A 20,714-nucleotide genomic window follows, 5' to 3' on the forward strand; every position below is an offset into this window, starting at 1 on the left:
GTTCTATATGGAACTAACTTTCGTGGGAAGAGGGCACCATGCGCGTCGTGGACATGAACTGGATGCAGCTGCGCGATCGCGCCGCCGCCGACGACCGGGCCGTGCTCCCGATCGGCTCGATCGAACAGCACGCGTACTTAAGCCTCGGCGTCGATGCGATCCTCGCTGAGCGCGTGGCAACGGAGGCGGCCGCACCGCTCGGCATTCCGGTCTATCCGACGTTAAGCTATGGACTTACGCCGAATTTCGTCGATTATCCGGGTACTGTGACGCTGCGCCTGACGACGCTGATTGCCGTGCTGACGGACGTGCTCGATGGTATTGCGCGGGCGGGGTTCAAGCGCATCGCTGTCGTCAATGGCCATGGCGGCAATAATCCCGCACACGGCGCCGTGCTCGAATGGCTCGACCGCCATCGCGGCTGCCAAGTGAAATGGCACAATTGGTGGAATGCGCCCAAGACTTGGGCAAAGGTCCAGGAAATCGACAAGGTCGCTTCGCACGCCTCGTGGATGGAGAATTTCCCGTGGACGCGCATCGGCAATGTCGCGATGCCCGACACGCAAAAGCCGATGGTCGATTTGCAGCTTCTGCCGCAGCTCGATCCTGGCCGCAAAAAGGAAGTTCTGGGCGACGGTAATTTTGGCGGCTACTACCGGCGCAGCGACGAGGAGATGACGGCGCTTTGGGAGATCGGCGTCGCGGAGACGCGTACAGCCTTGCTCGAGGGCTGGGCATGAACGCGGGCCGAGGCTGACCGGCCGATGCTCGGCTTCGTCCTCCAACGTTTGCTGCAGGCGCTGGCCGTGATGCTGGCGATTTCGGCACTCGTGTTTGCGGGCGTCTACGGAATCGGCAATCCGATCGACGTTCTGATATCGCCGGATGCCACGCAAGCGATCCGACTTGCCACGATCAAGGCCTACGGCCTCGACCAGCCGCTCCATATCCAGTATCGCGATTTTCTCGTGCGGCTGCTGGGCGGCGATTTCGGCCGCTCGTTTGTGTTCAACATGCCGGTGCTCGATTTGATCCTGTCGCGTCTGCCGGCGACGTTGGAGCTTACGCTGGTGGCGGTACTAGGTGCGACCGCGATCGGCGTGCCGCTCGGCATGTATGCAGGCTATCGGCCGGACAGCATTGCCGCGCGCTTTGTCATGGCGCTGTCGGTGATCGGCTTCTCGGTACCGACGTTTTGGATCGGGCTTGTGCTGATCTTGACTTTCGCCGTGTCGCTCGGCTGGCTGCCGGCGGGCGGGCGCGGCGAAACGGCGATGCTGTTCGGCACCGCCTGGAGTTTCCTCACGGTCGACGGCTGGAGCCATCTTTTGTTGCCCGCCGTCAATCTTTCGCTGTTCAAATTCGCGATGATGGTGCGCCTCGCGCGCGCGGGCACGCGCGAAGCGATGTTGAGCGACACCGTAAAATTCGCGCGCGCGGCGGGCGAAAGCGACGCGACGATTCTGCGTCGGCACGTGCTGCGGCTGATCGCGATCCCGATCGTGACCGTGTTCGGTCTGGAATTCGGCTCCACGCTCGCATTCGCCGTTGTGACGGAAACGATCTTTTCGTGGCCCGGCGTGGGCAAGCTCATCATCGACAGCATTTCCTCGCTCGACCGACCGGTGATGGTCGCCTATCTTATGCTGGTCGCGTTCCTGTTCATCTGTATCAATTTCACGGTCGACATCGCTTATGCGGCCCTCGATCCGCGCCTGCGCGTGAAGGGGGCGGCATGAACGCGACAAGCCCTGTCGCCCGTTTCTGGCGCGAGTTCTGCGAGAACCGCGTGGCGCTTGCGGCCCTCATCGTCGTTGCTGCGACGATCTTGCTGGCGATCTTCGCACCGCTCGTGGTGCCGCAGAACCCGTACGATCTTGCGAGCCTTGCATTGATCGATGCGCGCCGCCCGCCCGGCTATGTCGGTCGCGGCGGCTTCGTGCATTGGCTCGGCACGGATGCGCAAGGCCGCGATCTCCTGTCGGCGATCCTCTACGGTTTGCGGATTTCGCTGCAGGTCGGGCTTGCGGCGGGCGCTCTTGCCTTCGCGATTGGCGCCACGCTTGGTTCGGTCGCAGCATTCTTGGGCGGGCGCGTCGAAACGGCGCTGATGCGTTTCGTCGATCTGCAATTGTCGTTTCCAGCGATCTTGCTGGCGCTCGTACTCGTGGCTGTCCTGGGGCCGGGCAGGGGACAGTTGATCGCAGCGCTCGTCGCCGCCCAATATGCTTATTTCGCGCGCACGGCGCACGGCGCCGCTGCCGCTGAGCGCGCCAAAGACTATGTGGCCGCCGCCCTCTCGACGCCGATCCCGGCCTGGCAGGTTGTGTTCCGCCATATTCTGCCGAATTGCCTGCCGCCGCTGATCGTCGTAGCCACATTGCAGGTCGCAAACTCGATCGCACTCGAGGCGACTTTGTCGTTTCTCGGCCTCGGCTTGCCGGTCACGGAGCCTTCGCTCGGCATGCTGATCGCCAACGGCTTCCAGTACATGCTGTCGGGTCGCTACTGGATTTCGATCTATCCAGGGATCGCCCTTATTCTGCTGATCGTTGCGATCAATCTGGTCGGCGACCAGGTTCGCGATCAACTGAATCCGAGGCTAAAGCGATGAACTCCCTGCTGACAGTCGAGAACCTCGCGACGCATTTTGCAGCCCGCAGCGGTCTTGTGAAGGCTGTCGACGGCGTGTCGTTCCATCTCGACGCGGGCGAGATCGTCGGGCTTGTCGGCGAGTCCGGATCCGGCAAGACGGTGACCGGTTTCTCGCTGCTCGGGCTTGTCGATGCGCCGGGGCGTATCGTCGACGGCTCGATCAAACTCGAAGGTCGCGAGTTGGTCGGGCTGCCGCAGCGCGAGTTGCGCAAGCTGCGCGGCCGTCGCATCGCGATGGTGTTCCAGGATCCGTCGGCCACGCTCAATCCGGTTCTGACGATCGAAACGCAGATGCGTCTTGCACTCGAAGCGCACGAGCGTGTGGGTGCCCAGGCCGCGCGCGACCGTTCGGCCGATCTGCTGGCGCGCGTCGGCATCCCCGATGCGCGGCGGCGGCTCGAAACCTATCCGCATCAATTGTCGGGCGGAATGCGCCAGCGTGTCGCGATCGCGATCGCCTTGCTCAATCGGCCGTCGCTGATCGTGTGCGACGAGCCGACGACAGCATTGGACGTGTCGATCCAGGCGCAGATCTTGGCGCAGATGAAAGCGCTCGCCGCCGATTTTGGCACTTCCCTCATCTGGATCAGCCACGATCTTGCAACCGTGTCGGCCCTCGCAAGCCGCATTCTCGTGATGTATGCCGGGCGCATCGTCGAAGAGGGGGCGACGGGTGAAGTGCTGCGCAAGCCGGCCCATCCTTACACGCAAGGTCTTCTCGACTCTTTGCCCTCGATTGCAGCACCGGGTGAGGATCTGCGCCAGATCCCCGGCAGCACGCCGTCTTTGGCAAACCTGCCTGAAGGCTGCGCCTTCGCGCCGCGCTGCAAATTCGCCGACGCTGCGTGCAAGACAGCGCCCGCGACGCGTCGAGCGGCGTCGCGCGCCGTTCGCTGCCATCATCCGTTGGGCGAGGTCGCATGGCCGCTCTGATCGCATGCGAAAATCTCGCGAAGCGCTTTTCGAGCGCGCCGCGGCTCGGCGACCGTCTTGCACGTTTTCTCGGCCGACCTGTGCGGCCGCGCACCGTCCATGCCGTCGACGACGTGTCGCTTGAAATTGCCAAGGGCGAAGTGCTGGGCTTGGTCGGCGAGTCCGGCTGCGGCAAATCCACGCTCGGCCGCATGATCGCAGGCATCCAGCCACCGAGTGCTGGCCGCGCCTTGCTCGATGGTGCGCCGGTCATGGGCGGCGGGCGCAGGCCGGTCAAGACCACGACGCGCGTGCAGATGATCTTCCAGGATCCGTTTGCCTCGCTCGATCCGCGCATGCGCATCGGCGACATCGTGGCCGAGGGGCCGATCGCCAATGGGCTTGTATCGCGTGCCGAAGCCGCTGCCGACACCGCCAAATGGCTTGCGGCCGTGGGGCTCGATCCGACGGCATCCCAGCGCTATCCGCACCAATTCTCGGGCGGCCAACGCCAGCGCGTCGCGATCGCGCGCGCACTTGCGATGCAGCCCGACATTCTGGTGTGCGACGAGCCCGTGGCCTCGCTCGACGTGTCGATTCAAGCCCAGATCATCAATCTCTTCTTGAAGCTCAAGCGCGATCTTGGCCTCACGATGCTGTTCATCAGCCACGATCTCGGGCTCGTGCGCCACATTTCGGACCGTGTCGCGATCATGTATTTGGGCAAGCTCGTCGAAACGGGCGCTACGCAGGCTGTGTTCGACAATCCGCGCCATCCCTACACGCGCGCCTTGCTCGACAGCATGCCCAAGCTGCGGCTCGACGATGCCGAAATTGCTTTCAGGCCTATCGAAGGCGAATTGCCCTCGCCGCTCGCACCGCCGCCGGGCTGCCATTTCCATCTGCGTTGTCCCGGCGTGCGCGCCGCGTGCCGAACGGCGGTGCCAGAGTTGATCCGTGCTGCCGACGGACGCGAACTCGCCTGCCACTATCCGCTGCAAGGAGGCTGAACATGTCGAATCCTGCTCTCGAACCTTGGCAGTGGCCGGAGGCCGAATGGCGCAAGCGCGTAGGGCACGTACGCGCCGGCCGCAATCTGAAGCCGAAGGCCTGGCCGGGCGGGTCGCGCTGTGCGGTCGCTCTGTCGTTCGACAGCGACCACGAAACCAACGAATTGCGTGACGGCGGGAAATCGATCGGCCGCATGTCGTGGGGCGAATTCGGCGTGCGCCAGGGTGTGCCGCGCATCCTCGCCGCACTCGCCAAGCACAGTGTGCCGGCGACGTTTTTCGTGCCGGCCGTCGCAGCCTTGCTGCATCCCGAAGAGCAGCACCGCGTGATCGCCGAAGGCCACGAGATCGGCTTGCATGGTTGGATTCACGAGCTCAATTCGGTGCTGCCCGAAGCAGTGGAGCGCGATCTTTACTTGCGCGCACGCGACGCGCTCGAAAAGATCACCGGCATTCGGCCGGTCGGCATGCGCACACCGTCCTGGGACTTCTCGCCCGCCACGCTGAAGATCCAACGCGAGATGGGGCTGCTCTACGACAGTTCGCTGATGGCCGACGACGATCCTTACGAACTACTCGAAGACGGTGAACGCACCGGCATCGTCGAATTGCCGGTTGAGTGGATCCGCGACGACGCGCCCTATTTCAACATGAACCGGCATGCGGCGTTGCGCCCCTATACGCCGCCGCCGGCGGTATTCGACATCTTCCGGCGCGAGTTTGATCGCGCGTGGGAGGAGGGTGGGCTGTTCCTCCTTACCATGCATCCGCATGTGATCGGCTACCGCTCGCGCATGTTCATCCTCGAGGATCTCATCGCGCACGCCAAAGCCAAAGGCAGCTGCTGGTTCGCCACGCACGCGCAAGTCGCCGAAGCATGCCGCGGCGAACTCGCCGGCTAGATTCTAGACGGCCAGCGTGTCGCCGCCCTTGAGGGAGAGCATTTCGCGCGCTTCATCGGGTGTTGCAACCGCAAGTCCCAAACCTTCGATGATCTGGCGCGCAAGGCGCACCTGCTCGGCGTTCGATTTGGCCAAGCGGCCGGGACCCGCCCACAGCGAGTCTTCAAGACCGACGCGCACATTGCCACCCATCGCCGCCGACATCGCCGCGATCGGCAGCTGGTTGCGGCCCGCTCCGAGAACCGACCATACATAAGCGTCGCCGAACAGCCGGTCGGCGGTGCGCTTCATATGCATAACGTCTTCGGCGTGCGCCCCGATGCCGCCCAACAGCCCGAATACCGTCTGCACGAACAGCGGCGCCTTCACGAGACCGCGCTCGAGAAAATGCGCAAGATTGTAGAGATGCGCCGTGTCATAGCACTCGAACTCGAAGCGCGTGCCGACCGCCGACAACGTGGCGATCACGTACTCGATGTCGGCGAACGTGTTGCGGAACAGGATGTCCTTGTTGGCGAGATAGGCCTGCTCCCACGGATGCTTGAAGTCCTTGAAGCGGTTCAGCATGCCGAACAGGCCGAAGTTCATCGAGCCCATGTTCAGCGACGCCACTTCGGGCTTGAAGGTCGCGGCAGGGCGCACGCGCTCGGCCACCTGCATCGTCGGCGCACCGCCGGTGGTTAGGTTTAGGACGCAGTTCGAGCGCTGCTTGATCACTTTCAGGAACGGCAGGAAGGCTTCCGGCGTCTGGTCCGGTTGGCCGGTGACGGGGTTCCGCGCATGGAGATGGACGACGGCAGCGCCGGCTTCTGCCGCGCCGATCGCCGCTTCGGCGATTTCCTCGGCTGTGACAGGCAGGGCTGCCGACATCGATGGCGTGTGGATTGCACCGGTAACGGCGCATGTGATGATGACTTTGCGGCTCAATGGCATCTCCCGTTGTCGTTTTGCAGATCGTGCATCAAAACCGCCTCAGGCGATAGGGTGAGGACATTGTTGCAGCCGCAGCCAGGAGGGATGGATGCCGACCGGTAATGCCGAATTGCCGCCCGGATCCGTCGATTTGCTTGTAAGCGGCGGGCACGTGCTGGCAATGGACTCGACTTTCCCGAGATTACCGACGGCGCTGTCGCGGTCGATGCCGGTCGCATTGTTGCTGTGGGCGAGCGCAGCGACATCGAGGGCGGCTTTCATCTCGGGGCGAAAATGCAGCGTGAAGGCGATCATGTAGACGATGAGATCGGCGCGCGCGCAGACCGCTTCCAGTGCGCGTGCGGGCACGGGTGTGCTCGCGGCAAAGGTCGTCAGGCTCGTTTCGGCCCCAAGTTCTCGACAAGCCCCCATCGCCGCAGCCGCGTAAACGGGGTTCCAGGCCGTTCCGCGACAAGGGCGCAGAACTCGCCGCGTTTCAGGCGGCAGGCCTCGAATTGACGTGTAAAGAGATCGACGAGTTCGGTTGCGGCGAACGCGGCCGAAAAGCTGCGGGCGAGGGGCATCGGACCCTGCGTCGGTTCGGCCGCCCAGCGACGTTGCGCCGATGGCGCGCGGCAAACAATGCGTAACATTCCCGCGTTCGGGGTGCAAACGGCTGAGGCTTGCGTAGTTTCCGGCTCTCCCGGCAAGGATTTGCAGCGCCGAAAGTCGCCTTTTGCAAGCTAGAAGGTTCCTGGATGTCGAGACGTGCCTTGCGATGGGTTCTGATGTCCGGTTTCGCGGCCAGCGGGTTCGCGGTCGCTCTGCTGGTCTTGACGGCATTTGTGTTTCCGCGCGCGGTCGTCGAGACGGTACTCGCGCATGCGCTCGGGCGAAAGGTGGCGATCGGCGCGCTGGAGATCGCGTGGGGATCGACGATTTCGTTTCGCCTGCGGGCGTTGGCGGTTGCTGGCGACGCGGACGCTTCCGCAGAAGCGTTTTTGTCGGTCGCTTCGATCGATGCGCGGATCGACGGCGCGCAGCTGTTGCGCGGTACGCTTGCCTTCCATACGCTGGCCATCGACAAGGCCGCACTTGTGCTCGCGCGCGACAGCCTGGGACGCGGCAATTGGCGATTCACGACGCGACCTGCCGGCCACGACGGAAAGGGCCGCACGCAGCTTCCCGATCTTGGTGATTTCACGCTGACAGACAGCTCGGTGCGATATCGCACCAGCAGCGGCCATTGGCTCGTCGTGGCGCTGGACGATTTGCATCTGCGGGCAGAGGGATCTGCTGGACCCATCGCGGTCAAGCTTGCGGGCCGCTATCAAGGTCACGCGGCCACACTCTCGGCCTCGGGTGCTTCGTTCGACGCCTTGCGCGAAGCGACACTTCCCTATGCCGTGTCACTGCAGCTTTCCGCACCGCAGCTTCATCTCGCGTTCGACGGCACGTTTGCCGACCCGCTGGATGTGGACGGCGCGGTCGGGAAGCTCGAATTCTCCGCCGCGCGCCTGGGCGCCTTGCAGGCGTTCTTAGATGCTGATGCGACGATCGCAGCCGCCTTGCAGCTCGCGGGACAAGCCAGTCGTCACGGCGACCTCTGGAGCCTTGAAGCGGCACAAGGCCAGTTTGCGGGCCGTCGTGTCCAGGCGAAATACCTGACGCTCCTCGAAGGCCCGCGCGACGGTAGCGATACGGTGACGGCGGATGTCGCGTTCGACGAGCTCGATTTGAACACGGTGCTAGCACGGACGGACCGCGACGGTGGGAACTTTCGGCCCGATCCGTCGGACGACGCGCTTCGAACCGATCTTCGCGTTGCCGTCGCCTTGCTGCGTTACGACGGTGCCGCGATCCTGCGGGACATGCGCCTTGGGGCAACGAGCGGCCCCGGTGTTTTCGCTCTTCGCGAAGGAATTGCGCATCTCGCCGGCGGCGTCTTGGTGTTCAATGCGCGGCTGCAGACCGAAGGCGCGAACGACGGCGGCTTTCGGATGCAAGTGGGGCTGAAAGGGGCGCAAGTCGAATTGCTGACGCCTCTTGCCACCGGCGACCGGGATGGCCAACCGCCGGTCAGCGGCTTGCTCGATGCGGCGTTCGATCTGCGGATGCCGGGTACCGACATCGCGGCATCTTTGCAGCGTGGCCAAATGTCGCTGGCGGTCGCGATACGGAGCGGAACTGTCGATCGGGCTCTTGTCGAAGCGGCATCGACCGATCTGCGCGCTTTATTTCGCCGCCCGGGCGCTAAGATGGCGCTCGAATGCCTGTTCGGCGTTGCTACGTTGAAGGACGGCATCGGCAATGTCGGTCCCGTTCGGGTGTGGGCGGCAGATGGACGCTTTTTGGCGAGCGGCTCGTTCGATCCTTTACGTCGTTCGATCGACATTCTTGTTTTGTCGGACGCCGCCGCGAGCGGCACTTTGGCGCTCGATGTGCCGCTGCGACTCCAGGGCGCATTCGGTCAGATGACGATCACGCCCGCACCCGGCGGAGGAATCGCGACGACTGCCGTACCACAATTCGTGCCGGAGTTCGCAGCCGGGAACCCGTGTCGGTAGTTGTGTTTGCAGCTGTTGGGCGATGGACAAGCCGTCATGCGAACGATTCGCGTTGCTCGGTCTATGGACAAGGTCGCTGTATTCAAATATACGGATTCCACTCTGCGCCTGCGAATTTCAGGGGCGCTCCGAATGGTTCCAAGCTGCGGCTTCCTTGGACTTCGCCGCCCGCTTTGAGGACGACGACGAGAGAATTCCCGTATGACGACGGCGCGCGTGCAGGTCCAAGACGCTTTCGACGATTTCCCGCTACCGCAACGCGCGTCGCTTGCGACCGCGATCGCCGACTCGGTGGCCGAGGCAATCGCGACCGGCCATCTCGAGCCCGGCGAACGCGTGATCGAAACTGCACTCGCCGAACGTTTCGGCGTGAGCCGCGTGCCGATCCGCGAAGCGCTCAAAGTGCTGCATGCGCAAGGCATCCTTTCGGGCGGCGGGCATCGCGGCTATCGCGTGGCGGCCTTCGATCTCAAGACCATCGACAAGGTCTTTGAAGTGCGGTTGGCGTTGGAAGCGTTTCTGCTGCGCGACGCAGTTGAGCGTTGGCGCAGCGGCGAAGCCAACATTGCCGAGCTCGACGCTGCGATCAAGCACATGGATGCGGCCGCGCGCGCCGACGACCGGCGCGCCTCGTTGCGCGCCGACGTCGAGTTTCACCGGACGATCTGCCGGGCTTCGGGCAATCTGATTTCCTCGACGCTGTGGGAGGCCATCGCGCGCCACGTGCTGATCATTTTCAGTCTTGAGGCCTATCGCGACAGCAATCTTTTCGCGATCGCTGACCAGCATCGTGCGTTCCGCGATTTCATCGCCTCGACCTTGACCATGCGCAAGGCGTTGACGGTCGAGGATTGCCGCCTGGCGCTCGAAGATCACATTCTGCTCGTGGCGCGCGCCAAGCGGCTCAAGAAGAGCGGATCGAAGGCCTGAGCGAAAACGATGCCAGCGGCGTGGGCTCGGGCACGCGTCCAAAGGCCTACTTCCTGGCGTTCGGTGCGATAACGCTGTTTTCACTCGAGGCAGCTTTCGCGCGCGCGATCGGGCCGGGTATCGATCTGGCACAGGTCGGCGTCGTGCGCGCGATTGTCCAACTCGCGTTTCTTTGGCTGTGGCTGGGCCCGCGCCTCGGCACTGCCTTTGCGACGCAACGTGCCGCCATGCATGTCGGGCGCGGGCTGCTCAGCGTTGCGGGCCTAGCGGCTTATTTTTACGTCTTTGCCAACATGCCGATGGCGAACGCGACCGTGCTGTCCTTCGCGGGCGTGTTGGTCACGACGGTCGCGGCACAGCTCGTGCTGCGCGAGGCGGTCGGGTGGCGGCGCTGGACGGCAACGATCGTCGGATTCGCGGGCGTCTTGGTCGTATTGCGCGCGGGTGCGACGCCGTTCGACGGTGTTTTGCTCGCCGGCATCTATATGGCCGCGAACGGTGCGGCTATCAACCTTGCGACGAAGGGCCTCACGCGCACCGAGCCAACGCAGACGATCATGGCGTGGATATCCCTGACGACACTTGCCGTCGCGTTGCCGGTCGCGGTTGCAACGTCCGCACTTCCTACGATGCAAGATATGGCGCTTATGCTCGGGATCGGCCTTGCCGGGACGCTCGGTCAATACGGCGTGATTTCCGCCTATCGCCTCGCTGATGTTTCGGCCATCGCCCCTGTCCTCTACATGCGCATCGTCGTGGCGAGCGCCATCGGCTACGTGGCGTTCACGGAAATCGTCGACATGCCGACCGTTTTCGGTGCGGCGGTGGTGACGGCGAGTGCGCTCTATATCACCCGATACGAAGCCAAGCTCGCGCGCGGCCGCATTTAGCGCAGCATCGAGGCTTCGGCGCGCACGGCATCCGCGACCTCGGCGATCTGGCCGTCGTCGAGATGCGGCCCGATTGGCAGCCCGAGCAGGCGTCGGCAGGAGCGTTCCGTCGCCGGGAACGCCCCTTCGCGGAAGCCCTTGCCGGCAAAGATCGGCTGCAGATGCATCGGCGGCGCGTAAGACAAAGCCGTTCCGATGCCGCGGCGCTTCAGGCCCTCGCGCAAGGCGTCGCGCGAATCGTGGTGGATCACGTAGTTGCGGAAGGCGTGGCGCACATTCGGGCGCGTTGTCGGCACCTCCGCCGCGTCGCCGATCGCCACCGCATACAGGGCCGCTTGCCGATTGCGGGCGTCGAGGCTTGCGGGCACGTCGGCAAGCTTCACGCGCAGCACGGCGGCTTGGATTTCATCCATGCGCTCGTTGAGCCCTTCGGTTTCGTGGTGGAGCGGGGGCGGCGTGGCGCCGATGGCGCGGTGCCGTGCGCGATCCTGCCCGTAGGACGAGATTTTGCGGATGCGCTCGGCCAGGGTTGCATCGGCGACGACGCAAGCCCCGCCCGATCCGATCGAGCCCAGATGTTTGGTCGGTGCGAAGCTGAAACAGGTCACGTCGGCGAAGGTGCCGACCTTGCGGCCGTCGATCTCCGCCCCCAAAGCGAGACACGCGTCTTCGACGACCGCGAGACCTTTGGCGCGCGCAAGTGCTGCCAACTCGACCAATGCCGCTGGGTGTCCGAACATGTCGACCGGCAAGAGTGCTCGCGTGTGCTGTGTGATCGCAGCCTCGGCTTGGCCTACGTCCATGCACAGCGTATGCGGATCGACATCGACCCAAACGCATTTAGCACCGACGAAATGGATTGCCGAAATCGTGCCGATGTCGGTGTTCGAGACTGTGATTACCTCGTCGCCGGGGCCGATGCCGAGCGCCAGCAGCGCGATCTTGATCGCCGCCGTGCCCGAATTGACGGTGACGGCATGCGCGCCGCCGACAAAGGCTGCGAACTCAGCTTCGAACGCCGGCACATGGTCGCCCCAATCGAGCCGACCGCTTTCCAGCACGCCGAGAATTGCCGCATCGATCTCAGCCTTACGCCGCTTGTATATGCGCGCGTGGTCGTAGAACGCGACGGCCATCAGACGGATCTCTTCGGGCGATAGGCGATGACCTCGACTTCGACCCGGACCTCGGGCGAGCCGAGGCCCGCGATGATGATGCCGGTATGCGGCGGCCGGTGGTCGCCGAAAAAGGCGAGGCGCGCTTCCTGGACGGCGTCGCGATCGGCGCGATCGACGAGGATCGTGTTGATTTTGACGACGTCGCGTGCGGTCGCCCCTACGCTGGCGAGGCATTTGCCGATATTGAGGTAGACTTGCCTTGCTTGGGCACCCGCGTCGCCAAGTCCGACCCAGACGCCCGCCGCGTCCTTGGCGATCTGGCCCGCGACGAAAACGAAGTCGCCCGCACGACTGACATGGCTGTAGCTCGTCGACGGCGCCACGCCGGCGGGGTCCACCAATTCGAGGGCGCTGCTTTTGTCGGCCATTGCTAGAGTCTCCTTCTGCCTGCGCTTTTCGCGACCACTTGCGCGACGAGTGTGGGATCGAATTGCGGCGATGTCTCGCGGGGCCCTGCATCGGCCAATGCCGCGATGGAGGCGAGCACGCGCGGTGCCGTGTAGTAGGAGCGGTGCGCTGTCCGCAGCAACTGTGCGAAGGCCTGCGGCTCCGCTGTTTCCCAAGCCGCGATCGCAGGCGCGCGCTCCGCCGGCGCAAGACCCTTCATCTGCTGCTCAAGTGTCGCCAACGAATGTCTTATGTCGGGTGCGCAATTCTCGGCAAAACAGGCGACGTCCATGGCGGCTGAGAAGGCGGGCCAACGCCCGTCGTCGCCCGGGATCAAGGCGTCGAGCACGGCAGCAAATTGCAAGGCAGCGTCACTCGACATGGCGTTTGCGTCCGATATAGGTTTCGGAATGGCTCAACGCGATCTTGAGACCGATGTGGCGATTGTGGGTGCGGGCCCCACGGGAAGTGCGGCCGCGTGGCGCCTTTCGGCGGCAGGTGTCCGTGTCGTCGTAATCGACAAGGGCAAGGCGTTCGACGCTGCCGCTCTCGAGCGCGGCGGTGCGGATTGGGAACTGCGTCGCGCAAGCGTGCTGTCCTCCAATCCCAACATCCGCAACGCACCCGACGACGATCCGGTCGACGATGCCGAGAGCGAGATCAAGCCGATGTTCGCGTTCGGCACGGGCGGCACGTCCACGCATTGGTCGGCGCACGTGCCGCGTTTCCGACCCGAAGATTTTCGCGTGAAGACGCTGGACGGTGTCGCCAGCGACTGGCCGATCGGCTACGACGATCTCGAGCCCTATTATTCGCTTGCCGAAGCGCGCTGGGGAACGGCTTTCGTTCCGGGCGATCCGTCGGCCGCCGCGCGCCAAGGGCGACCGCAGAAGCTGCCGACGATCGGCGCGCACGGGCGGCGCTTTGCGCGCGCTTTCGACGCACTCGGCTGGCATTGGTGGCCGGTCGATCTTGTGGTCGGGCGCGATGCAGCCAAACCGGAGACGCAGCATTGCACGCATATCGGGCCTTGCGATTTGGGGTGCCCGAGCCGTGTGCGCTCGAGTGCCGAGCCGGCGTTCCTTGATGCCGCACGCGCGCACGGGGCACGGGTTCTGACCGGCACGCGCGCGCTCTCGGTGGAGACGGGGGCCGACGGTTTTGCGCAGGCCCTTGTGTGTCGCGACGAAAGCGGCACCTTCCGCATTCGTGCGAAGCATGTGGCGCTCGCCGGCAATGCGTCGGCGACGGCACGGCTGCTGTTGCTGTCGCAGACGGGTCGGGCACCCAACGGTCTTGCGAACAGGTCGGGCCTGGTCGGGCGCGGCCTCATGCTGCACCCGTACGCCAAGATGGATGCGCTGTTCGATGAGCCGCTCGGCGCTTGGGTCTCGGGCGAGAAGGCGGGGCTTGTTTCCTTCGAGTTCCTGCAGACCAAACAAGAGCGCGGCTTCGTACGAGGCGTGAAACTGCAACTCGTCGCCGGACCGCCGCCCGTCGCCCTCGCCGAAGGGGCCGTCGTCGGCTCCCGCTTGCCCTGGGGGGCTGGCCACCACGCCGCCTTCGAAGCGCGCTTCGACCGCATTTGCGGCTTCACGGTGTGCGCCGAAGATCTGCCGGAGGACGCAAACCGCATCGTATTGTCGAACAGCGTCGTGGATCGCGACGGCTTGCCAGCGGCGAAATGGATCTACCGCGTCGCGCCGAATGCGCGGCGTGCGCTCGATTTCGGCCTTGCGCGCGCGCAAGAAGTGCTGCGCGAAGCCGGCGGACGCACGTTCTTCCGCACCGAGCTGCGCGACCAGGCGGGTTTCCACATCATGGGCACGACGCGCATGGGCAGCGATCCGGCGCACTCGGTCGTCGATTCGTTCGGGCGCTGCCACGACGTGCCGAATTTGTGGATACTCGACGCCAGTGTGTTCGTGACGGCGTCCGTCGCCAATCCGACCCTGACCGCACAGGCCCTGGCGCTGCGGGCCGCAGACCATATGCTCGCCCGCCGCCAGTAGCATTGGGTGAGCCTCGGCGCAGGTCGACGTAGGGCAAGGCTGCAAACCGGATGCGGACAAATCGGTATCTTCGGGCATGGCCCATCGTGCTCCCGTCGCGGCGAACCTTGCCGACATCCTGACGACAGCAATATTGTAATACAAGTAGACAATGGCTAGCATTTGCGTGGCGGTAGGAATTTCGGGATCGCGGAGGGGCTGTGCCTCGGTTGTTCGGCAAAGTTGCTATCATCACGGGCGGCGCCAATGGCATGGGTCGCACGACGGCACTTCTCTTTGCCCGCGAAGGCGCCAAAGTTGTCGTCGGCGATATCGATGCGCAAGCTGGCGCTTCGCTTGTTGCGGAAGCCAAGGCGGCGGGCGGGGAACTCCTGTACCTTCGTTGTGACGTGTCCAAGGAAGCCGATGTGGCGCACCTCGTTGCGCATGCCGAGACAAGTTTTGGCAAGCTCGATACGATCTTCAACAATGCCGGCATCGAACAGTCCGCGACGCCGTCCGCGGAATTGAGCGAGGAGATTTTCGACCGCGTGATAGGCATCAATCTCAAGGGCACGTTTTTCGGCTGTAAGCACGCCATTCCCGCCCTGATGCGCAACGGTGGTGGGACGATCGTGAACAACTCCTCGGTCGCCGCTTTCGCCAATGTCGGCGGCAATCTTTCGTACGCCGCATCGAAGGGCGCCGTCATGTCGCTGACGCGCGTACTGGCGATCGAATATGCGGCGCACGGCATTCGCGCGAATGCGATCAATCCGGGCGTCATCGACACTGCCATGAACATGCGGAACAGGGCGCGCGCGGCCGATGCCGACGGCTGGACGACGCGCGCGCTCGCCGCAATTCCGATGGGGCGAATGGGGACCGGGCTTGAGATCGCCGAGACGGTGCTTTATCTCGCCTCCGACCAGTCTTCGTTCGTCACGGGCATTGGCCTCGTCATCGATGGCGGCAGGGTCGCCACGTGAGCGGGCGGTCGGCCTCGGGCGCCCGTCGCGAAAGCGACGAGGTCCGTAAAAGCAGCCGCGCTATTCATTTTAGGAGACCGAGATGAACATCCATGCCCCGAATTCGGCGCCGTCCGACAACCCGAACATTCTCGGCCTCAAGCACATGGCTTTTGCAGTAAGGGATGCGGATGCAGCGCTCCGCGCCTACGCGCGGTTCCTGTGTGTGCCGGGCGACACGAAGATCGTTGAGTACCAAAAGTCGCGCAATCGCGTGGCGCTGTTCAATCTCGGCGGCGTGGAATACCAGCTTTGCCAATCGATGGATCCGGGCGGCCGTTTCGACGCGTGGATCGACGCGCGCGGCGGTGAGGGGCTCCACCATATCTGCTACGCGGTCGACGACATCGGAAAGGCGCTCGCGCACGCGCAGGCGAACGGCGCCCAGCTGCGCGGCTGCAAAGGCTGCGGCGGCGTGACGGGTTCGCATCCGCATCCCGAAGGCTACGTGGCGTTCCTCGACAACGACGCAGGCGGGATCGAAATCGAGTTCATGCAAGTCTACACAGCCGACGAACTCAAGCAGTACGAGTCGGTGAAGGGAATCTGAACATGCGCATCGGCGATCGGTGCGGCTTCATCAACAAGGTGCAGGGGCCGCGTACGTAACGCCGACGCGAGGAGACAGGCGCATGGGCAATTCGAGCGACCGCGATCTGATCGGCTATGGCGAGAACCCGCCGCATGCCGACTGGCCGGGCGGTGCGCGTATCGCGCTCAATTTCGTGCTCAATGTCGAGGAGGGGGCCGAATACGCCGTCGGCGACGGCGACGGCCGTTCGGAAACGGCCTTGACCGAAATCGCGTCGCCGCGCGTACCGGTGGGCGAACGCGATCTGGCAGCCGAAAGCATGTACGAATACGGTGCGCGCGCCGGCTTCTGGCGGCTCGCGCGTCTTTTCCGCGATCGGTCGTTGCCGCTCACGGCGTTCGCCTGCGCGCTCGCACTCGAGCGCAATCCCGAGATTGCCGCCGTGATACGGCGGCAGGATTGGGACGTGTGCTGCCACGGCTATCGCTGGATCGAGCATTATCGCCTCTCGCGCGACGAAGAGCAGGCGCAGATCGTCAAGGCCGTGGCGTCGCTCGAACAGTCGCTGGGGCAGCGGCCCTTCGGCTGGTATTCGCGCTATGCGCCCAGCGTGAACACGCGCGCCCTGCTCGCGGAGGAGGGCGGCTTCGTCTACGATTCAGACTCGTACGCCGACGATCTGCCCTATTGGGTGAAGACGGGCGAGCGCGACCATCTGGTGATCCCATATTCGCTCGTCACCAACGACGCGAAGCTGGTCAACGCCTTCACCGCCGCCGACACGTTCTTCCACATATTGCGCGACGCGTTTGATACGCTCCATGCAGAAGGGCAGGAGCGCCCGAAAATGATGAGTGTGGGCATGCATCCGCGCATTCTCGGCCATCCCGCGCGCACGGCCGGGCTCGTGCGCTTTCTCGACCATGTGCAGGCGAAAGAAGGCGTGTGGATCTGCCGGCGCATCGACATCGCGAAGCACTGGACCGAGCGCTTCGGTCGCGTCGCCTCGAAGGCGGCGTGAAGATTCAGGCGACCGGCACCAAGCGTGTGATGCGGCTCGGCGTGCCTTCGGCCAGATAAAGCGTACCGTCGGCGGCCCCGGTGAGGCCGTGCGCCCCGTTCAGCACCGGCCGACAGCGGCCGATGCGCGTGCCGTCGGGTGCGATGCAGGTCAGCGTCGGAATGCCGTCGCTCACATACAAGCGCCCCGCGGCATCGCCCCAGATGCCGGACGGCCGGCTGAATCCGGTCCAAATCGCGACGAGGCTGCCGTCCGCGTCGAAAACCTGGAGCCGGTTGTTCTCGCGGTCGACGACGACGATGCGGCCGTCGTTGCACAGCCAGATTCCGTGCACGGTGAGGAACTGTCCGGGCCCGGCTCCGACTTCGCCGAACGTGCGGCGATGCGCGTAGTTGGGGCCGAACAGATGCACATGGCCGTTGGCATAGCCGTCGGCCACCGCGATTGTTCCGTCGGCGCCGAAGGCGATGTCGGTCGGATGGCTGAAGGGGCGGCCGGGGCCGTTGCGCGTGCCGAGCCGCGCGAAGGGCCGGCCGTCGAGGTCGAAGCCGACGATCTCGTGGGCGTCGCGATCGACAACCCACAGCCGACCCATCGGATCAGTGGCGATTTTATGGGCATCGGCGATGTCTTCGGCGCCGAAACTGCCCACGCTTTCGCCCGTGACCGACATCAGGCGCACGGGATCGACAAGCGCCTCGCAGTAGGGATCGGTGCGCGCCAGGATCGCCACGCGGCCGCGCCCGTCGATCGCCACGTCCGTGACTTTTCCGGGCGTCGTTGCGATGCCCCAGGGCCGATCGATGCGGTAGACTTGGCCGCCGAGGGAGACCTTGAAAGGGTTGTGAACCATTTGCTCAGAGCCCCGGCCCGTGCGTTTGCATGACGATCGATCCCCGAACGGCTTTGTCTGTTTGTAATACAAACTTCGGCGGAAATGAACCATTCTGGCACATGCGCCCAATGCGGCCGGGCGGCGCAAGGAGGGGGAGGCATGTATCGCATTGTCGGCTACTGCGACCGCTGGAGTGCACGGCCCGGTGAGGCGGTGCGCTTTATGGTGTCCAGCGTCGGCGATGCGCCGTTCGATCTGCGCTTCGTGCGTCTGCTGTGCCCAGATCCCAATCCGGACGGGCCGGGCTACAGCGAAGTTGCGATGCCGACTGGTCTCGACGGGAAGCAGCCGGGCTTCGAACGTCCGGCCTATCTCGGAAGCTACGGCCATGCGGCAGGCCTGAAACTCGGCAGCGATACGATCCGCCTGTCGGCGACGGTTTGGCCGACGACGCCCGGCAAAGGGCTGCAGGGAATCCTGGCCCTTGAGGGCAAGGGCGGATCGTTCGCGTTGGCGATCGGGCCAGGCGGCGGTGCAGCAGCGATCGTCGCGCGTGCGAATGCAGCGCCGACGATCGTCGAAGTAAAGCTGCCGCTGCAGCAGCAGGGCTGGGCCGACATCGTCGCGACGTATGCGCCGGACGGCACGGTGGCGGTCGAACAGCGCGCCCATCGGCCGCAACGCGATGTGGGCGAAGCGCGTGGTACTGCACCTGCTGTTGCGTTCGGCGGTGCGGCCAATGTCTTCGTCGCGGCATTGCCGCCCGACGGGGCCGGGGCACCGGCGTGCGCGCACTACAACGGCAAGATCGAGCGGCCGACCGTTGAATGCCGTGTCGCCGCTTCGGATGCATGGCAAACGGCTGCGCAATGGGATTTCGCGGCCGACATTCCCATGCAGACGGCGCCCGATGCGCGCGGCGCGGTACCGCCGCTCGAACTCGTCAACTTCCCGGCGCGCGCCATGACGGGTTCGAACTGGACCGGGACGATCCATGATTGGCGCCGCAATCCTGCACAATACGGTGCGATCCATTTCCACGACGACGACCATGGCGATACCGGCTGGCCGACGAGTTTCGAACTGCGCGTGCCCGACGATTGGCCGACCGGTTTCTACGCCGCACATGTACGCAGCGAAGTTGCCGAAGACATGATCCCGTTTTTCGTGCGGCCGCGTGCGCCGCAGGCCGATGTGGCGTTCCTCGTTCCCACCTTCACCTACCAGGTCTACGGCAACCATTTTCGTCCCGGGCGCGGGGCCGAGATCGCCGCGCGCGCCGCTGCGTGGGGAGCACTGCCTCAAACGCCCGACATGAATCCGCAATTCGGCATGTCGACCTACCAGCGCCATGCCGACGGTTCGGGCATTTCGGTCGCCTCGCTGCTGCGCCCGATGTTCGACACGCGCCCCAAACAGATCAGCGTGATGGATCCGGCACCCGGCGCTTCGGGGGCGGGCCGCATCTGCGCCGATGCCTACGTGTCGCAATGGATGCGCGAAGAGGGCGTCGCGCACGACGTCGTGACCGACCATGATCTGCATGCCGAAGGGCTCACCGCCATCGCACCCTATCGCGTGCTGATAGCGGGCCAGCATCCGGAGTATCTGTCCGAACGCATGATGCAGGCGATCGAAGCGTTTCTCGAAGCGGGCGGCCGGCTCATGTATCTCGGCGGCAACGGCTTCTACTGGCGCGCCGAGCCGAGTGCGACGCATCCGCATGCGCTCGAAGTGCGCCGCGCCGAAGGCGGCATTCGCACCTGGGAGACGCAGCCCGGCGAGAGCTACCATGCGTTCGCGGACGGTTACGGCGGCCTGTGGCGCCGCATCGGGCGGCCGAGCCACAGGCTCGTCGGGATCGGATTCTCGACGCAAGGCCGCTATTCGGGCTTTCCCTATCGCTTCACCGCCGCAGTCGCAGATCCGCGCGTAGCGTTCATGTTCGACCGCGTCGATGCCGAGCCGGGGGCCGAGTTCGGCGCGTTCGGCTATATGGGCGGCGGGGCGGCAGGTTTCGAACTCGACAGCGTCAATGCGCGCTACGGTTCGCCCGCCCATGCCCTCGTCGTCGCCAAGGGTGTGGTGCTGCGCCCCGACTATTCGTGGGTCAACGAAGACATGCTGACCGAAATTCACCCGCGCCCGCGCGAGGCTTGGTCGTGCGCCGACATGACGTTCTTCGAAACGCCGGCGGGCGGTGCGGTCTTCTCGGTGGGGTCGATGACGTTTGTGGGCGCGTTGCCGATTGCCGGTCAATTGCGGCAGCTTACCACAAACGTCTTGGCGCGGTTCCGCGATCCCGCACCGTTTGACATGCCGCGTTAGGCGCGGTTTGGTTTGCTCAGCGCGTTGCGCGGGCAAGTCCGGCTTGGATCGCCTCTTGAACTGCCGCCGGCTGTTCGGCCAGAACCTGACCGAACCCGTCGACCAAACAGCGCAGCTCGTAAATCTGGTCGAGCAGCGACAGCACGATCGGCATCGTCTCCTCGGGCGTCGCCATCTCGCGACGCAGATCGTAGATCAACCGGGTTCGCGCAATGTCGATGTCGCGAAACGACCAGCCGCCGGAAGCGTCGGGCTCGGGCTGGATCCAGCGTTGTGCCACCCATCCGGCGAGCTCGCCCGTCGCCAGATCCTCGAAAAGCAGGGCCACCGTCTCGAGCGAGTTCATGGCGTCACCTTTGTTGCGCGTTCGCGCGAACCATAGATCCGGCCCGAGCCGTTCGAGCGCGAAGGTTATGTGCCGAACGTCGTCTATACGTGCGGCCTCATCAAACACGGTGCGGATCTCGTGATTCCGTATGCGGTATCGGACACGTTTACGAACTTCGCGACGATTCCCATTCTGCAGCTGTTGAAAACGCTCGAGCCAGTTTGATTGCTTGGGGCAACCCACATTGTCGATGTACAATTCGAAATTGCCGCCTATTTCGGCGCGAATCGCCCAATCCCAGGGCAGGT

The 20,714-nt window shown here is 64.5% G+C and carries 22 protein-coding genes; 15 read left to right on the top strand and 7 right to left on the bottom strand.

Annotation, left to right across the window (positions count from 1 at the left end; all coding sequences use genetic code 11):
* The first annotated feature begins 38 nt into the window (after nucleotides 1–38).
* Genes O9320_10630 through O9320_10655 form a run of 6 tightly spaced genes read left to right on the top strand, consistent with a single transcriptional unit; the run spans nucleotide 39 to nucleotide 5,479 of the window.
* A complete protein-coding gene (locus O9320_10630; protein MCZ8311301.1) occupies nucleotides 39–740 on the top strand; it encodes a creatininase family protein in 702 nt (233 codons plus the stop codon).
* Between the two features lie 24 nt (nucleotides 741–764).
* Nucleotides 765–1,739 carry an ABC transporter permease gene (locus tag O9320_10635; GenBank protein ID MCZ8311302.1) on the top strand — a complete coding sequence of 325 codons (975 nt, stop codon included), beginning with the start codon at nucleotides 765–767 and terminating at the stop codon, nucleotides 1,737–1,739.
* Nucleotides 1,736–2,614, top strand: a complete 879-nt coding sequence (locus O9320_10640) for an ABC transporter permease (GenBank protein ID MCZ8311303.1) — start codon at nucleotides 1,736–1,738, stop codon at nucleotides 2,612–2,614. The genes O9320_10635 and O9320_10640 overlap by 4 nt, the downstream gene beginning before the upstream one ends.
* Complete coding sequence (locus O9320_10645) at nucleotides 2,611–3,588, top strand: ABC transporter ATP-binding protein (protein MCZ8311304.1); 978 nt, start codon at nucleotides 2,611–2,613, stop codon at nucleotides 3,586–3,588. The genes O9320_10640 and O9320_10645 overlap by 4 nt, the downstream gene beginning before the upstream one ends.
* Nucleotides 3,576–4,577, top strand: coding sequence for an ATP-binding cassette domain-containing protein (locus tag O9320_10650; protein ID MCZ8311305.1), 1,002 nt, complete (start codon nucleotides 3,576–3,578; stop codon nucleotides 4,575–4,577). Before O9320_10645 ends, O9320_10650 begins: the two co-directional genes overlap by 13 nt.
* A gap of 2 nt (nucleotides 4,578–4,579) precedes the next feature.
* Nucleotides 4,580–5,479 (top strand): polysaccharide deacetylase, encoded by a 900-nt coding sequence (locus O9320_10655; GenBank protein ID MCZ8311306.1) that lies wholly within the window; start codon nucleotides 4,580–4,582, stop codon nucleotides 5,477–5,479.
* A gap of 3 nt (nucleotides 5,480–5,482) precedes the next feature.
* Here O9320_10655 and O9320_10660 read toward each other — a convergent pair whose 3' ends face one another.
* The gene (locus O9320_10660; protein MCZ8311307.1) at nucleotides 5,483–6,412 is read right to left on the bottom strand and encodes a 3-keto-5-aminohexanoate cleavage protein; all 930 of its coding nucleotides are present in this window, start codon (nucleotides 6,410–6,412) and stop codon (nucleotides 5,483–5,485) included.
* 39 nt (nucleotides 6,413–6,451) lie between these two features.
* Nucleotides 6,452–6,760 (bottom strand): hypothetical protein, encoded by a 309-nt coding sequence (locus O9320_10665; GenBank protein MCZ8311308.1) that lies wholly within the window; start codon nucleotides 6,758–6,760, stop codon nucleotides 6,452–6,454.
* A gap of 419 nt (nucleotides 6,761–7,179) precedes the next feature.
* Here O9320_10665 and O9320_10670 point away from each other — a divergent pair, with 419 nt between their 5' ends.
* The 3 genes from O9320_10670 to O9320_10680 all read left to right on the top strand — a co-directional run bounded on the left by O9320_10670 (nucleotide 7,180) and on the right by O9320_10680 (nucleotide 10,778).
* Nucleotides 7,180–8,958 carry a hypothetical protein gene (locus tag O9320_10670; GenBank protein MCZ8311309.1) on the top strand — a complete coding sequence of 593 codons (1,779 nt, stop codon included), beginning with the start codon at nucleotides 7,180–7,182 and terminating at the stop codon, nucleotides 8,956–8,958.
* Between the two features lie 201 nt (nucleotides 8,959–9,159).
* Nucleotides 9,160–9,888, top strand: coding sequence for a GntR family transcriptional regulator (locus O9320_10675; GenBank protein ID MCZ8311310.1), 729 nt, complete (start codon nucleotides 9,160–9,162; stop codon nucleotides 9,886–9,888).
* Nucleotides 9,889–9,908: 20 nt separating this feature from the next.
* Nucleotides 9,909–10,778 carry a DMT family transporter gene (locus O9320_10680; GenBank protein MCZ8311311.1) on the top strand — a complete coding sequence of 290 codons (870 nt, stop codon included), beginning with the start codon at nucleotides 9,909–9,911 and terminating at the stop codon, nucleotides 10,776–10,778.
* Here O9320_10680 and O9320_10685 read toward each other — a convergent pair.
* The 3 genes from O9320_10685 to O9320_10695 are packed head-to-tail and all read right to left on the bottom strand — an operon-like array spanning nucleotide 10,775 to nucleotide 12,725.
* Entirely contained in the window at nucleotides 10,775–11,914 is a 1,140-nt protein-coding gene (locus O9320_10685) for a DegT/DnrJ/EryC1/StrS family aminotransferase (GenBank protein MCZ8311312.1), read from the bottom strand. The two genes, O9320_10680 and O9320_10685, sit on opposite strands and share 4 nt — an antisense overlap.
* Entirely contained in the window at nucleotides 11,914–12,324 is a 411-nt protein-coding gene (locus O9320_10690) for a RidA family protein (GenBank protein ID MCZ8311313.1), read from the bottom strand. Before O9320_10690 ends, O9320_10685 begins: the two co-directional genes overlap by 1 nt.
* 2 nt (nucleotides 12,325–12,326) lie before the next feature.
* Nucleotides 12,327–12,725: a hypothetical protein gene (locus O9320_10695; GenBank protein ID MCZ8311314.1), complete on the bottom strand. Its 399-nt coding sequence runs from the start codon at nucleotides 12,723–12,725 to the stop codon at nucleotides 12,327–12,329.
* Nucleotides 12,726–12,753: 28 nt separating this feature from the next.
* Between O9320_10695 and O9320_10700 the strand changes: the two genes are divergently transcribed.
* The 4 genes from O9320_10700 (at nucleotide 12,754) to O9320_10715 (ending at nucleotide 16,915) form a co-directional block, all read left to right on the top strand.
* The gene (locus O9320_10700) at nucleotides 12,754–14,355 is read left to right on the top strand and encodes a GMC family oxidoreductase (protein MCZ8311315.1); all 1,602 of its coding nucleotides are present in this window, start codon (nucleotides 12,754–12,756) and stop codon (nucleotides 14,353–14,355) included.
* 200 nt (nucleotides 14,356–14,555) lie between these two features.
* Complete coding sequence (locus O9320_10705) at nucleotides 14,556–15,323, top strand: glucose 1-dehydrogenase (GenBank protein ID MCZ8311316.1); 768 nt, start codon at nucleotides 14,556–14,558, stop codon at nucleotides 15,321–15,323.
* 82 nt (nucleotides 15,324–15,405) lie between these two features.
* Complete coding sequence (locus O9320_10710) at nucleotides 15,406–15,912, top strand: VOC family protein (protein ID MCZ8311317.1); 507 nt, start codon at nucleotides 15,406–15,408, stop codon at nucleotides 15,910–15,912.
* A gap of 82 nt (nucleotides 15,913–15,994) precedes the next feature.
* Entirely contained in the window at nucleotides 15,995–16,915 is a 921-nt protein-coding gene (locus tag O9320_10715; protein MCZ8311318.1) for a polysaccharide deacetylase family protein, read from the top strand.
* 4 nt (nucleotides 16,916–16,919) lie between these two features.
* Here O9320_10715 and O9320_10720 read toward each other — a convergent pair whose 3' ends face one another.
* The gene (locus tag O9320_10720; GenBank protein ID MCZ8311319.1) at nucleotides 16,920–17,768 is read right to left on the bottom strand and encodes a peptidase; all 849 of its coding nucleotides are present in this window, start codon (nucleotides 17,766–17,768) and stop codon (nucleotides 16,920–16,922) included.
* 141 nt (nucleotides 17,769–17,909) lie between these two features.
* Here O9320_10720 and O9320_10725 point away from each other — a divergent pair, with 141 nt between their 5' ends.
* A complete protein-coding gene (locus O9320_10725; GenBank protein MCZ8311320.1) occupies nucleotides 17,910–20,078 on the top strand; it encodes a N,N-dimethylformamidase in 2,169 nt (722 codons plus the stop codon).
* A gap of 16 nt (nucleotides 20,079–20,094) precedes the next feature.
* On the opposite strand, the gene O9320_10730 is transcribed toward O9320_10725, so the two are convergent.
* The gene (locus tag O9320_10730) at nucleotides 20,095–20,424 is read right to left on the bottom strand and encodes a hypothetical protein (GenBank protein ID MCZ8311321.1); all 330 of its coding nucleotides are present in this window, start codon (nucleotides 20,422–20,424) and stop codon (nucleotides 20,095–20,097) included.
* Nucleotides 20,425–20,493: 69 nt separating this feature from the next.
* Here O9320_10730 and O9320_10735 point away from each other — a divergent pair, with 69 nt between their 5' ends.
* Nucleotides 20,494–20,631 (top strand): hypothetical protein, encoded by a 138-nt coding sequence (locus tag O9320_10735; protein MCZ8311322.1) that lies wholly within the window; start codon nucleotides 20,494–20,496, stop codon nucleotides 20,629–20,631.
* Nucleotides 20,632–20,714 lie beyond the last annotated feature (83 nt).

The organism is Magnetospirillum sp. (assembly GCA_027532905.1).
In the GTDB taxonomy this organism is placed as follows: domain Bacteria; phylum Pseudomonadota; class Alphaproteobacteria; order CACIAM-22H2; family CACIAM-22H2; genus Tagaea.